Genomic DNA, 12,658 nt, shown 5'->3' with positions numbered 1-12,658 from the left:
AAAAGCGCACGAAGGCGCGACTTCTCGCCAAGGGAGACCGGCGGCAACGACATGGGCTGGATTCTCCGAATCACCGACAGCCCACAGAATCACGACCAGCGCAATTCGTAAACCGCCGTTAACCCGAGTTCGCAGCCCTGCAGCCGCCTGAGGAGGGCTTGACCAAGTTCGCTATTTGTTCCATATTGCCCTTCCCCGATCGGAAGGAGCAGGCCGTGACGCTCGACCCCCGCCAGGAACTGTTCTGCCGTCTGGTCGCCAACGGCGCCACCCCCGCCACCGCGGCGCGCATGATCGGCTACGCCGACCCGACCGCGGGCGAGGCGCTGCTGGCCGAGCCCGGCATGGGCGAGCGGGTGGCCACATTGTCCGCCGCCCGCGAGGCCGGCCACGCCGCCATGTTCGAGCGCCTGGAGGCCTGGCTGTCCCACCTGGTCGAGCATTCGATCGCCAACGGCCAGACCGGCCACGCGCTGCGCGCGATCGACCGTCTGATGCAGCTCCACGGCATGAACGGCAAGGGCAACGGCCGCCTGCCCGCGATCGAGCAGGCAAAGCCCACCCCCGTCCCGATCCTGGACGACCTCGACCTGGCCACCCTCCTGCCGTCGGTCGTCGACCCCGAACCCCAATTGAACCGCCGCGAACGCCGCGCCCTCAAGTCGATGGCCCGCCGCAAGTAGAACTACCCCTCTCCCGTGCAACGGGAGAGGGAGGGGCCCGCACTGAAAGTGCGGGAGGGTGAGGGCTGCGCGCTCTCGCCCCAAAAGCCGTTTCCCGCCGCCCGACCCTCACCTTCCCACCGCTGACGCGGCGGGCCCCTCCCTCTCCCATTGCATGGGAGAGGGAATTCTCAACCGTGAGTGCGGGCCCTAAACACCCCTCCCGTTGGGCCTTCCTACCCCACCCCCACAAACCCCCACAAACCCCCACGCGATCGCCAAGGACCCAGGAGAGCCGCCCGGGTTATTCCACGCTGGTGCGGCGGAACGCGCCGGACGCGGGCACGCCCGGCGGGCGGCGGCGCGGCTGGTCTTTCGCCGTTGCCGGCATTCCGGTCGGCCGTTCGGCCGGGGCCCGGGCGATGTGATGGCGGTCCCGCATCCAGTCGGCGGTCATGGTCGAGAACCGCGCGACGGACGGCCAGCGCAGATGGAACGCGTCGAAGAAGTCCTCGGCCTTGAACGCCGGGCTTTCGGCCAGGTCGAGCACGCGGGTCCCATGCGGCGCGACGGCTTCGGTGATCCGCTCCGCCACCGCCCGCCAAGCCTCGCGCGCCGCCGGAAAACTCTCCCAATAGGCGGGATGCACCGGCGCGAAGACCAGCGCCATCTCCTTGCCCATGCCGTCGATCTCCGCCGAAAGCTTCGCCAGCTCCGCGATGCAGGCGTCGTCGACCGGGAGTTCTCCGTAGCGCAGCGAGGGCGTGGTCCCCGGCAGCAGGTCGATGGGCGAGCTGCCGTACTCGTCCAGATAGACCTCGCCTGTCAGCGGCTGGCGCTGCTCCGCCATGGATATCCCCCGCTTCAGGTACATCAGCGGGGTGAAGTACTTGAAATAGAAGCCCAGGTCGTCCTTGCCCTCGAAGGCGTAGCTCACCGCGTCGGCGGTATCCATCAGCACGCTGTCGATCCCGGTGCAGTCGCTGAAATCGGGCAGCGCCACCATGACCAGCACCGTCTCCACCCCGCTGAAATGGTCGAGGTAGAACTCGGTCAGGAAGCGCGTCTGGTGGGCCTGGAGGAACGCCGTGGCCCCGTTGAAGACGCGGTCGGCCCCGCCGGCGAGTTCGGCGAACGCGTCCCCGTCCATCTGGCGCCAGGTGATCGACGAGCCGACGGCGAGCAGCGCCGGCTCGACCGGCCCGCGCTCGCGCAGGTACAGCAGCTTCTCGTCCAGATGCTTGATCCGGGTGATCGAGGGTGCCGGCAGGTGCTGGGGGAACTGGGCTTCCAGCAGCAGGACGGTGCCGGCATAGGCTCCCGCGAGCCCGATGGCTCCTGCTGCGATGGCGGCCAGATACTTCATGGCGTCTACTCTCCCCGGTCGGACCGGTCAGAAAGTGAAATAGAGGAATTCCGACGTCGTCGTCGCGAAAGCCTGGAGAAGGGTGAAGGCGAACAGCATCCCGATCGCGAGCCCGACCGGGACGCTCGGGCGCCATTCGGGCGTGCCGGCCGGCATCAGGCGCGCGAGCCCCGTCCCCGGCGCCGGGCCGGCGACCGCGCGTGCCGTCGTGGCGATGCCGGCGTCGCGTATCCATTCCTGCGTGTTCGGCATCAGCCACACGATCGCGGCGCCCGTCAGCAGCGGCAGGTATCCGTCGAGCACGAGGTTGCGCGCGACCATGTAGAGGGCGGCGGCCGGCGCGTCCGCGATCCAGGTGAACGGCGTCAGCGGGTGGGGCAGGACGAAGCCGTTCAGCCCGGCCATGCCTTCCAGCACCGTGAACGCGTGGCCGACGCTCTCGGCCTTGAAGAACACCAGCGAGACCGTCCAAGCGACGAAGGTGAGCGCCACGCCCAGCGGCCGCCACGGGCGTCCCCGCTCCGGCCCGATGCCGAACGCGTGCCTGAGGACCCGCCAGGCATGGTTCAGCACCAGCAGGACGCCGTGGATCACGCCGAACAGGACGAACTGCCAGCCGGCCCCGTGCCACACGCCCGCGAGCGCCATGGTCAGGAAGGTCGGCCATGCGATCAGCAGGATGAACGGCACGAAGCCCGGCCTCTTCGGGCGCAGCGGCGGCAGCCCGGCCTTCAGGCGCCGCTTGGTCAGGCCCATCGTGACGGGATTGTAGACATAGGCGGTCAGGAACCGGGTCAGCGTCATGTGCCAGCGCGACCAGAAGTCGATGATGCTGGCCGCCTTGTAGGGCGAGGCGAAGTTCAGCGGCAGCCGGATGCCCATCATCCGCGAGGCGCCGATCGCCATGTCGGAATAGCCGGAGAAGTCGAAGTAGAGCTGGATGGAGAAGGCCACGGCGCCGATCCAGGCGGCGGCCATGTCCGGCTCCGTGCCCGTCGCGGCCCCCGCGAACATCGCCGTCGACAGCGGCGCCACCGAGTCCGCGATCACCACCTTCTTGAACAGCCCGATCACGAACACCGTCAGGCCGACCGACAGGTTGGCGACCGACGGCCGGAACGTCTCGTCCCGGTCGAACTGGGGCAGCATCTCCTTGTGATGGACGATCGGCCCCGCGATGAGCTGGGGGAAGAAGCACACGAACAGGGAGTAGCGCAGCAGGCTCTTCTCGTGGGTCAGCCCGGCATTGGCGTCGACCAGGAAGGCGATCTGCTGGAAGGTGAAGAACGAGATCGCGAGCGGCAGCAGCAGCTCGGGCAGCGTCAGCCCCGCCCCGAAGGCGAGGTTCACGCTGTCGAACACGAACGCCGCGTATTTGTACCAGCCGAGCACCAGCAGGTTCGCGGCGATGCCGGCCACCAGCAGCAGCCGGCTGGGACGCCGGGCGAGACTGAGGCCGATCAGGTAGTTGACGCCGATGGAGCTGACCAGCAGCGGCACATAGGCCGGGTTCCACCAGCCGTAGAAGAACAGGGACGCGACGACCAGCCAGGTCATGGCGGCCTTCGGCCAGCCGGCGACCCCCAGCAGGAAGAACACGGCCACGGTCCCCGGAAGGAACCAGCCGATGAACTCGAACGAGTTGAACAGCATGTTCGCGGTGCCCGGTCCTCAGTTCGCGTCGAGCTTGGAACGGATCAACGCCGCGAAGTCGCCGACGCAGTTCAGCGCCTCGATCTCGGCCGAGCGGAACTGGACGCCGAACTTCAGCTCGCTCGCCACCACGACGTTGATCTGGTTGAAGCTGTCCCATTCCGGCACGTCGCGGGCCGAAAGCTCGGGCGTCGCGACCAGCCGGTCGTCGTCGAAAACCTCGCGCAGGATCTCGGTGATGCCGTCGTAGATCTGCTGCTCAGTCATGGAATCTCACCTCGATGGGGGGCAGAGTGTCGTTTGCGGCCGGTTCGGACGCGGCGCCGGCCAGCGGCAGGCGCCACAGGGTTTCGCCGTCCTCGCCCTCGCCCGCCGGCGCGAAGCCGAGCGAGGGGTAAAGCTCGCGCACGAGCCCGTTGCGCGGCGTCGGCCGGTAGCGCCCGACCAGGGCGTCGGCCCCGGCCCGCGCCGCCGCCGCCGCGATCGTGCCGAGCATCGCCTGCTCGACCCGCCGGCCGAGCACGCGGCAGCTCATCAGCCAGGTGTCGAGGTCGAGCACGCGTTCCCCGCCCTCCTCCACCAGCCGTCCGATCACGACGCTGACGATGCCGTTGTCGCCCAGCCGGTCGGTCAGCCGGCCGCAGAAGGTCAGGACCGACGGGTCCTGCGCGAAAGCGGCGACCTCGGCCTCGCCGTAGCGGCGGGTCGTCAGGTTGAACTGGTTGGTCTTGTTGATGAGCTGGGTCACCCGCGCGAGGCTCACCGGCTCGACCTTGCGCACCTCCAGCACCATCGCGAGGTCGCGCAGGAAGCCCTCCAGGTCGGTGGCCCCCGCCTGCGCGCGGCGCCGCTCGGCACTGGCGGAATACTGCGCCGCGCGCTGCGCGTCGTCCGCGGTGAAGGAGACGGCCTCGAAATACCCGGCGTCGGCGAGGCACTGCACGTACCGCTCCGGCGCCGGCGGCACTTCGGGCACCGCGACCTCGGGCAGGGTGCGGCGCATCAGCGCGCGTTCGGCCGGGTTGTCGTCGAAGAAGACGAGCGCGTCGAGCCCGAGGCCCAGCTCCTCGGCGATCCGCCGCACGGCCGCCGGCTTGTCGCCCCACCCGGCCTCGAAGGCCGCGAAGTCCGACCGCCGCAGCAGCATGTCGGGATGCCGCTCGAACGGGCCGAGCGCGATCGTCGGATCGTTCTTGGAACTGACCGCGAGCACCACGCCCCGCTCCGCGAGGCGCCGGACGTGGCGCTGGAAGGCGAGGAACGCCTCGCCTTCGGCGCTGCCCTGCCCGATCGCGATGCCGTCGACCCCGTCCTCGCCGATGATGCCGCCCCACAGCGTATCGTCGAGGTCGAGCACGAGGGCCTTGCGCGACCGCCCGCGCAGCGCGCCCAGGATGCGCCCGACCTGCTCGCCGGCCCAGGGCCCGGCCACCGGCGAGATCTCCTGCTTGGCATGGTGCCAGAGCCGCGGGTCCGATACCGCGCCGCTGCCGATCCGCGCCGCCGCCGCCGCGAGGTCGAGGAGATGGACGCCCTCCTCTGCGGCCGCGTCGGCAAGCGCACCCTCCAGCCGGGCCGCGAGCGCGCCGGGCGCGCCCGGCACCAGCCGCTCGTGGTGCCCGAACAGCGGCGTCGGGGGCAGCGGCGCCTGCTGCATCACCGCCGCGCGCAGGCGTTCGCGCAGGATGCGCCAGAACCCGGCCAGCTCCTTCACCGTCCGCGAGACCGCTTCCTCCGCCTCGCTCCGCGCGGCCGAAAGCGGCAGCGGGGGCAGCAGTTCGTCCGCGGACGGCGCCAGCAGCACCACGTCCGGCTCCGAGCGGTACAGCTCGGAGCCGGGGTCCAGGATCTGCTGGCGCCACTGCCCGTAGGGACCGACCCGGCAGTCGACCAGCAGCCCGCGCCGCAGCCCCGCGACGCGGATGGCCGGCACGAGGTGGTCGACCGTGTGCCCGGCCAGGAGCGCCAGGCGGACCGGCTGGAGCGCGGCCGTCGCGTCGCCGGGCAGGCCGCGCAACGCGCGCTCCACCTTCGCCGTGCGCATGAAGTCGAGCCGGGACCCGGCGAGCTCGCGCAGCGCCGCGAGGCGTTCCGCCGGGGCCGCGCCGTCGTCCCGCGCACGGGCGAGCGTCTGGTCGAAATCCGCGGCCGGCGGAAGCCAGTACAGCTCCGCGGGATGCGCGGGGTGGTTGTCTGTCGTCATGTCGTTACCGGTTCGGGGATGGCGATGGGGTGGACGCGGCCCGGCTCGGGCGGTGCCGCGAGCGAGTCCGCGAGTGCCGCCGCGACCTCGTCCGCATCGAGGAAGCGCCCGCCGGGCGAGCGCTCCCGGACACGGTCGAGCATCCGGGCGTCGAAGGCCGAGAGCATGCCGGTCTCAATGTAGCCGGGGCTGGCGGCGCCGACGCGCAGGCCGGCGGGGCCGAGCTCGGCCGCGGCGGCCTCCAGCAGCGCGGCGAGCGCGCCCTTGGCCGCGACATAGGGCACCATATGCGGTGCCGCGGGCGGCCCGAGGGCCGCGCTCAGCACCGCGACGACGTGGCCGCCGCCCTGGCGGCGGAAGAACCGGCGCCAGCACTCCGCCATCAGCCGGTGGTTGCCGACCACGGCCGCCTCGAACTGAGCCCTGAAGCGCCCGGCCGATGCACGGGCGAAAGGGCCGACCTCGGGAGCGGGCGCTGCGCAGAGCGCCAGGGCCCGCACCGGCCGTCCCAGGGCCTCGACCTCGTCGAGCCCGGCTTCGATGCCGTCCGGCTCGTCGAGCGGCAGGCGGACCGCCAGCGTGTGCCGGCCGCTCGCCTCGGCGATCGAGCGGGCGAGGTCTTCCGCCGCCTCGCGCCGCGCATGCCAGCCGAGCACGACGTCCCAGCCGTCCCGGGCGGCCCTGCGCGCCAGCGCCGCTCCGACGCCGCCGGTGGCGCCGGTCACGATCAGGGTTCCGTCGCCGGTCATCGGGCCTCCGGTGCGCCGGCCGGGCGCAGTGCCTGCGCGGTGCCGTCGGCGACGCGGCGCCCGCCCGCCTCGATGGTGATCGCGACCCGCAGGGTGCCCAGTTCCGGATTCGCGTGCGTCGCCCGCGCCGACAGCCGCGCGGGCTCCCCGACCTGCAGCGCGGAGCGGAAGTTCATCGAAAGGGAATGCCAGACGCAACCCGGCCCAGGCATGTGGTTGCCGAGCAGGCGCGAGACCTGCGCCACCAGCAGCCCGCCATAGACCACGGGCCCGTCGAAACCGAGCCGTTGCGCGAAAGCCTCGTCGTCATGCAGCGGATTGGTATCGCCGCTGAGTTGCCGGAACAGGGTCATGTCCTCGGCGGTCACTTGGAAATCGAAACTGGCTTCGTCCATGATATCGGTTCACCTCGCCACGGACCGTCGGGCGACGACGCGCACCGAGTCTTCCGAATCCGTGTCTGACGTTCCGGGAGAGGAGCCTAGACCCGCGGTCCCCGGCCCCTCAATCGCTCTAAAGCCCGAACGCAGAACAAGGGAGGCTGGGCACGAACGAAGGCTGAATACTCCGTAATTTTGCGTCGGATAACAGGGTAATCCCCAATGGTTGCTCCCTGCCGCGAAGGTCCCCTTCGGTGGGGGGGGCCGGCAGGGGAAACGCGAATACCCCACGATGCGCGCCTGCGGTCGCTCGGAGGGGGTCCCGGTCTGCGGGGGTGGGAACGGCGGCGTCAGCGCGTGCCGAGGTGGAACCCGACCGGCTGCCGGAGCGGGGCTTCCTGCTTGAGGGAGCGCACCATCTCCTCGTATTCCCGCTCCATCTCCGGAGTGACGGAGGCGCGCGTCTCCTTCAGCGCCTCCTCGAAATGGGCCCGCGTGACGTCGCCGGCGCTGACCGACTGCCGCAGCGCCAGGAGCCCTGCGCGGCGCACGACGTCGGACAGGTCGGCCCCGGTGTAGCCGTGGGTCCCGTCGGCGAGCTTCTCCAGGTCGACGTCGTCGGCCATCGGCATGGCCTTGGTGGCGATGCGCAGGATCTGGAGCCGGCCGCCGCGGTCCGGCACCGGCACGTAGACCAGCTCGTCGAACCGGCCCGGGCGCAGCAGCGCGGGGTCGAGCAGCGTCGGCCGGTTTGTGGCGCCGATCACGACGACGCCCTGCAGGTCCTCCAGCCCGTCCATCTCCGACAGTATCGTGTTGACGACGCGCTCGGTGACGGCCGGCTCGGCGAGGCCGCCGCCGCGCATCGGCGCGAGGCTGTCGATCTCGTCGATGAAGATGACGGTCGGCGCCACCTGCCGGGCCCGCGCGAACAGCCGCGAGACCTGCTGCTCGCTCTCGCCGTACCATTTCGACAGCAGGTCCGAGGACTTGGTCGCGATGAAGTTGGCGTTGGCCTCGCGCGCGACGGCCTTGGCCAGCAGCGTCTTGCCGGTGCCGGGCGGTCCGAACAGCAGGAAGCCCTTGGCGGGCCGGATGCCGATCCGCTCGAACGCCTCCGGGTGCTTGAGCGGCAGTTCGATCCCCTCCGCCAAGCGCTCGCGCACCTGGGTCAGGCCGCCGATGTCCTCCCAGGTGACGTTGGGCACCTGGATCATGATCTCGCGCAGGGCCGAGGGCTGGACCCGCTTCAGCGCGCGCTGGAAATCCTCCCGCGTGACCTGGAGCGCGTCGAGGATCTCGGCCGGGATGCCGCCTTCCTTGAGGTTGATCTTCGGCAGCACGCGGCGCAGCGATTCCATCGCCGCCTCGCGGGTGAGCGCCGACATGTCGGCGCCGACGAAGCCGTAGGTGGTCCGCGCGAGTTCGTCCGTGTCGACGTCGTCGGCCAGCGGCATGCCGCGGGTATGGCTGTCCAGCACCTCGCGCCGCCCTTCCTGGTCGGGCACCCCGATCACGATCTCCCGGTCGAAGCGGCCGGGCCGGCGCAGCGCCTCGTCGATCGCGTCGATGCGGTTGGTGGCGCCGATCACGACGACGTTCTGCCGTGGCTCCAGCCCGTCCATCAGCGTGAGGAGCTGGGCGACCACCCTGCGCTCGACCTCGCCGATGGACTGCTCGCGCTTGGGCGCGATGCTGTCGATCTCGTCGATGAAGATGATCGAGGGCGCGTTCCGCTGGGCCTGCTGGAACACGTCGCGCAGGCGCTGCTCGGATTCGCCGTAGTGCCGGCCCATGATCTCGGGGCCGGCGATGTGGTGGAAGGACGCCTCCGACTCGTTGGCGACCGCGCGCGCCAGCAGCGTCTTGCCGGTACCGGGCGGGCCGTGGAGGATCACGCCCTTCGGCGGCTCGATCCCCAGGCGCTGGAACAGCTCCGGATGGCGCAGCGGCAGCTCGACCATCTCGCGCACCTGGTCTACCGTGCCTCCCAGTCCGCCGATGTCGTCGTAGGTGACGTCGGCCGGCCGCGCCTCCTTGGGCTCGACGTATTGCGGCAGCAGGTCGACCTCGGTCTCGGGGCCGATCTGCACGACCCCCTTCGGCGTCGTCGCCACGACGACCAGCCGGATCTCCTGCAGCCCGTAGGCCGGGGCCTCGAACATGCTGCGGAACGCGTCGTCGGCCGCGCCGCGCGCGGACGGCCGGGCGCGGTGGTAGACCGAGGTGGACACGATGTCGCCGGCGACGAACGGCCGGCGCAGGAACGTCCGGCGCAACGCGTCGCCCGAGCCGTGCAGGCGCAGGTTCTTCTGCGCGGGCGCCATCGTGACGCGCTTGGCGAGCTTGGCGTCCGCGCGCCGGACCTCGATGGCGTCTCCGCCGGTGACCCCGGCGTTCGCCCGCTGCAGGCCGTCCAGGCGGATGATGTCCAGGCCCTCGTCCTCGGGATAGGGCGGTCCGGCGATCGCGGCCGTGTGGCGCTGGCCGACGATCTCGATCGGCTCGCCCTCGCGCATGCCGAGCTGCGCCAGCACCGACCGGCCGACGCGCGCGATGCCCCTCCCCACGTCCTCCGGCCGCGCATTGGCCACCTGCGCCCGCGCGCCCCTGGGGTCCGTATCCGGCATGACTGTTCACCCGTACCTCTTGATGCCCCCGCAAAACACCGGGGCGATGGCCGGGTTCCTGGCCGGGCGCCGAGCGGCCCGTCCCTACGCCCCGCCCCCGTACCTGATCCTGCCGAGGAGCTGCAGTACCCGCTCCGCGCCCTCGATCCCTTCGGCCGCGAGGTCGCGCGGCCGCCGGCCGTCGAGCCGCGGGTCCTCGCGCATCATGAACGCCCGCGCCGCGTCGGCGCCGCCGAAGACCTTCGCCGCCTCCGCCCGCACCGCCCGCACGATGCCGAGTTCCGCTCCCGACAGCCCGGCGTCCTCGTCGGGTGCCGGTTCCGCGACCGGCCCGGCCTGGAGTTCCCCGATCAGCGTCGCCAGGTCGACGCCCCTGCGGGCGGCCGCCTCCATCAGCTCGTGCAGCGCCCGCTTCTCGCGATCCTCGGTCATGGCTCTGCGGCCTCCCATCATTCGTCGACGACTGCGACAACCGTTCCCGGCCATGGCAAATTCCACGGGCGCCGCCCATGTTGCTCCCGATGCCCGACGACGCCCTGCCCGCTCCCCTCCTTCCCGCGAAGTTCCTGGGCTGGTTCGCCAGCCGCGGCTGGCAGCCGCACGCCCATCAGCTCGAGATGCTGCGCGCGGCGTCGGAGGGGTCCGGTGCGCTGCTGATCGCGCCGACCGGGGCCGGCAAGACGCTCGCGGGCTTCCTGCCCACGCTGGTCGAGCTGTCCGAACGGCCGCGCGACGGGCTGCACACGCTCTACGTCTCGCCGCTGAAGGCGCTGGCGGTCGACATCCAGCGCAACCTGGAAACGCCGGTCGCGGAGCTGCGCCTGCCGATCCGGGCCGAGACCCGGACCGGCGACACGCCGGCGGCCAAGCGCGAGCGCCAGCGCTCCCGCCCGCCGCAGATCCTGATGACCACGCCCGAGAGCCTCGCCCTGATGCTCTCCTACCGGGATGCCGACCGCATCTTCGCCGGTCTGCGCGCGGTCGTGATCGACGAGCTGCACGCCCTCGTCGGGACCAAGCGGGGCGAGCTGCTGGCTCTCGGCCTGGCGCGGCTCGGCCGCCTCGCCCCCGGCGCGCGCCGGGTCGGCCTGTCGGCCACCGTCGCGCACCCGGACGCGCTGACGGCGTATCTCTCGCGCACGGGCCGGGCGGACGGCGCCGACGTGCGCGTGGTGCGCGGCCGGGCGGGTGCCGCGGCGCGGGTGGAGGTGCTGACGACGCGCGAACGCCTGCCCTGGTCCGGGCACATGGCCATCCACGCCCTGGCCGAGGTCTACGAACGCATCCGCCACGCCGGCACGACCCTGGTCTTCGTTAATACCCGCGCCCAGGCCGAGATCGTCTTCCAGGAGCTGTGGAAGCTCAACGAGGACGGCCTGCCCATCGCGCTCCACCACGGCAGCCTCGCGGCCGAGCAGCGGCGCAAGGTCGAGGCCGCGATGGCGCGCGGAAGCCTGCGTGGCGTCGTCGCGACCAGCTCGCTCGATCTGGGGATCGACTGGGCCGCGGTCGACCTCGTCGTCCAGGTCGGCGCCCCCAAGGGTGCCAGCCGGCTCCTTCAGCGCATCGGGCGCGCCAACCATCGCCTGGACGAGCCGAGCCGCGCGCTGCTGGTGCCTGCGAACCGGTTCGAGGTGCTGGAGTGCCGGGCCGCGCTGGACGCGGTCCGCGAAGGCACCCTCGACGGCGACCCGCCGCGGCCGGGCGGGCTCGACGTGCTGGCCCAGCATCTGCTCGGCATGGCCTGCGCGGCCCCCTTCGAGGCCGATGCGGCCTTCGAGGAGATCCGCACGGCGGCTCCCTATGCCGACCTGTCGCGCAAGGACTTCGACGACACCCTGGCCTTCGTCGCGACCGGAGGCTATGCGCTCGCCACCTACGAGCGCTTCCGCCGGCTCGTGCCGGCCGAGGATGGTTCCTGGACGGTCGCCGACGCCAGGGTCGCGCGCCAGTACCGTATGAACGTCGGGACCATCGTGGAGGCGGTGACCTTGAAGGTCCGCCTCAACCGCGGCCCGGTGCTGGGCGAGGTGGAGGAATATTTCGTCCAGGGCCTGACGCCCGGCGACACCTTCGTCTTCGCGGGCCAGCTCCTGAAGTTCCTGGGCGTGCAGGAGACCTGGGTCAACTGCGCGCGCGGCGGTACCGGCGATCCCAAGGTGCCGGCCTATGCCGGCGGGCGGCTGCCGCTGTCGACCCATCTGGCGGAACGCGTGCGGGCGATACTGGGCGATCCCGCGCATTGGGAGGGCCTGCCGGATGCCGTGCGCGAATGGCTGCGGCTGCAGCGGCTGCGCTCGGTCCTGCCGGACGACGCCGGGCTGCTGGTGGAGACGTTCCCGCGCGGCAGGCGCCACTATCTCGTCGCCTACTGCTTCGAGGGACGCAACGCCCATCAGACGCTCGGCATGCTGCTGACCCGCCGGATGGAGCGGATGGGCCTCGGGCCGCTCGGGTTCGTCGCGACCGACTACGTGCTGGCGGTCTGGAGCCTGAAGCCCGTTCCGCCCGACGCGATGGGCGAACTGCTCGACCAGGACATGCTCGGCGACGACCTGGAGGCGTGGATGGACGAATCCTCCATGCTCCGGCGCACCTTCCGCAACGTCGCCGTGATCGCGGGACTGATCGAGCGGCGCCATCCCGGCCAGGAGAAGACCGGCCGCCAAGTCACCTTCAGCTCCGACCTGATCTACGACGTCCTGCGCCGGCACGAGCCCGGCCACGTGCTGCTTCGTGCGACCCGCCACGACGCGGCGGGCGGCCTGACGGATCTCGGCCGCCTGGCCGCCATGCTCGCCCGCATCCGCGGCCGCATCCGGCACCGGGCGCTGGCGCGCGTCTCGCCGCTGGCGGTGCCGGTGCTGCTGGAGATCGGGCGCGAGCAGGTCCAGGGCGACGCGACGGACGAACTCCTCGGGGAGGCGGCCGACGAACTCGTCCGCGAGGCGATGCCGGAACTGGCCGGGGCCGCCGCCTCCCCCGGCCAGGGACATCTGCCGCTCTAGCCGCGCC

10 protein-coding genes are annotated in these 12,658 nt (G+C 71.6%); 2 read left to right on the top strand and 8 right to left on the bottom strand.

The genetic code is table 11. The annotated features are described in order from the left end of the window. Positions 1-215: 215 nt before the first annotated feature. The gene (locus VGO20_RS09040; RefSeq protein WP_327501995.1) at positions 216-683 is read left to right on the top strand and encodes a hypothetical protein; all 468 of its coding nucleotides are present in this window, start codon (positions 216-218) and stop codon (positions 681-683) included. Between the two features lie 283 nt (positions 684-966). Here the strand turns inward: VGO20_RS09040 and VGO20_RS09035 are convergent, their stop codons facing one another. The 8 genes from VGO20_RS09035 to VGO20_RS09000 form a co-directional block, all read right to left on the bottom strand. After that, a complete protein-coding gene (locus VGO20_RS09035; RefSeq protein WP_327501994.1) occupies positions 967-2,028 on the bottom strand; it encodes a hypothetical protein in 1,062 nt (353 codons plus the stop codon). A 27-nt stretch (positions 2,029-2,055) separates the two neighbouring features. Then, on the bottom strand, positions 2,056-3,681 hold the full coding sequence (locus VGO20_RS09030; protein ID WP_327501993.1) for an MBOAT family O-acyltransferase: 1,626 nt from the start codon (positions 3,679-3,681) through the stop codon (positions 2,056-2,058). An 18-nt stretch (positions 3,682-3,699) separates the two neighbouring features. Then, positions 3,700-3,948 (bottom strand): acyl carrier protein, encoded by a 249-nt coding sequence (locus VGO20_RS09025; protein ID WP_327501992.1) that lies wholly within the window; start codon positions 3,946-3,948, stop codon positions 3,700-3,702. Further along, positions 3,941-5,884, bottom strand: coding sequence for an HAD-IIIC family phosphatase (locus VGO20_RS09020; RefSeq protein WP_327501991.1), 1,944 nt, complete (start codon positions 5,882-5,884; stop codon positions 3,941-3,943). The genes VGO20_RS09025 and VGO20_RS09020 overlap by 8 nt, the downstream gene beginning before the upstream one ends. After that, a complete protein-coding gene (locus tag VGO20_RS09015) occupies positions 5,881-6,633 on the bottom strand; it encodes an SDR family oxidoreductase (RefSeq protein WP_327501990.1) in 753 nt (250 codons plus the stop codon). The genes VGO20_RS09020 and VGO20_RS09015 overlap by 4 nt, the downstream gene beginning before the upstream one ends. Next, complete coding sequence (locus VGO20_RS09010; protein ID WP_327501989.1) at positions 6,630-7,028, bottom strand: MaoC/PaaZ C-terminal domain-containing protein; 399 nt, start codon at positions 7,026-7,028, stop codon at positions 6,630-6,632. The genes VGO20_RS09015 and VGO20_RS09010 overlap by 4 nt, the downstream gene beginning before the upstream one ends. A gap of 335 nt (positions 7,029-7,363) precedes the next feature. Continuing rightward, positions 7,364-9,643, bottom strand: coding sequence for a CDC48 family AAA ATPase (locus VGO20_RS09005; RefSeq protein WP_327501988.1), 2,280 nt, complete (start codon positions 9,641-9,643; stop codon positions 7,364-7,366). A gap of 84 nt (positions 9,644-9,727) precedes the next feature. Then, entirely contained in the window at positions 9,728-10,075 is a 348-nt protein-coding gene (locus VGO20_RS09000; RefSeq protein WP_327501987.1) for an MbcA/ParS/Xre antitoxin family protein, read from the bottom strand. Positions 10,076-10,152: 77 nt separating this feature from the next. Here VGO20_RS09000 and VGO20_RS08995 point away from each other — a divergent pair, with 77 nt between their 5' ends. Further along, positions 10,153-12,651, top strand: coding sequence for a ligase-associated DNA damage response DEXH box helicase (locus tag VGO20_RS08995; protein WP_414639788.1), 2,499 nt, complete (start codon positions 10,153-10,155; stop codon positions 12,649-12,651). The last annotated feature ends 7 nt before the right edge of the window (positions 12,652-12,658 follow it).

This window comes from Arenibaculum sp. (assembly GCF_035998295.1).
Taxonomy (GTDB): Bacteria; Pseudomonadota; Alphaproteobacteria; order Azospirillales; family Azospirillaceae; genus DASYHS01.
The sequence above is the reverse complement of the archived record's forward strand: the minus strand, read 5'-3'. Positions and strand labels throughout refer to the sequence as shown.

Excerpts from the sequence above, each read along its gene's own strand:
- VGO20_RS09035 (WP_327501994.1), bottom strand. The coding sequence starts at position 2,028 with ATGAAGTATCTGGCCGCCATCGCAGCAGGAGCCATCGGGCTCGCGGGA.
- VGO20_RS09030 (WP_327501993.1), bottom strand. The coding sequence starts at position 3,681 with ATGCTGTTCAACTCGTTCGAGTTCATCGGCTGGTTCCTTCCGGGGACC.
- VGO20_RS09025 (WP_327501992.1), bottom strand. The coding sequence starts at position 3,948 with ATGACTGAGCAGCAGATCTACGACGGCATCACCGAGATCCTGCGCGAG.
- VGO20_RS09020 (WP_327501991.1), bottom strand. The coding sequence starts at position 5,884 with ATGACGACAGACAACCACCCCGCGCATCCCGCGGAGCTGTACTGGCTT.
- VGO20_RS09015 (WP_327501990.1), bottom strand. The coding sequence starts at position 6,633 with ATGACCGGCGACGGAACCCTGATCGTGACCGGCGCCACCGGCGGCGTC.
- VGO20_RS09010 (WP_327501989.1), bottom strand. The coding sequence starts at position 7,028 with ATGGACGAAGCCAGTTTCGATTTCCAAGTGACCGCCGAGGACATGACC.
- VGO20_RS09005 (WP_327501988.1), bottom strand. The coding sequence starts at position 9,643 with ATGCCGGATACGGACCCCAGGGGCGCGCGGGCGCAGGTGGCCAATGCG.
- VGO20_RS09000 (WP_327501987.1), bottom strand. The coding sequence starts at position 10,075 with ATGACCGAGGATCGCGAGAAGCGGGCGCTGCACGAGCTGATGGAGGCG.
- VGO20_RS08995 (WP_414639788.1), top strand. The coding sequence starts at position 10,153 with ATGTTGCTCCCGATGCCCGACGACGCCCTGCCCGCTCCCCTCCTTCCC.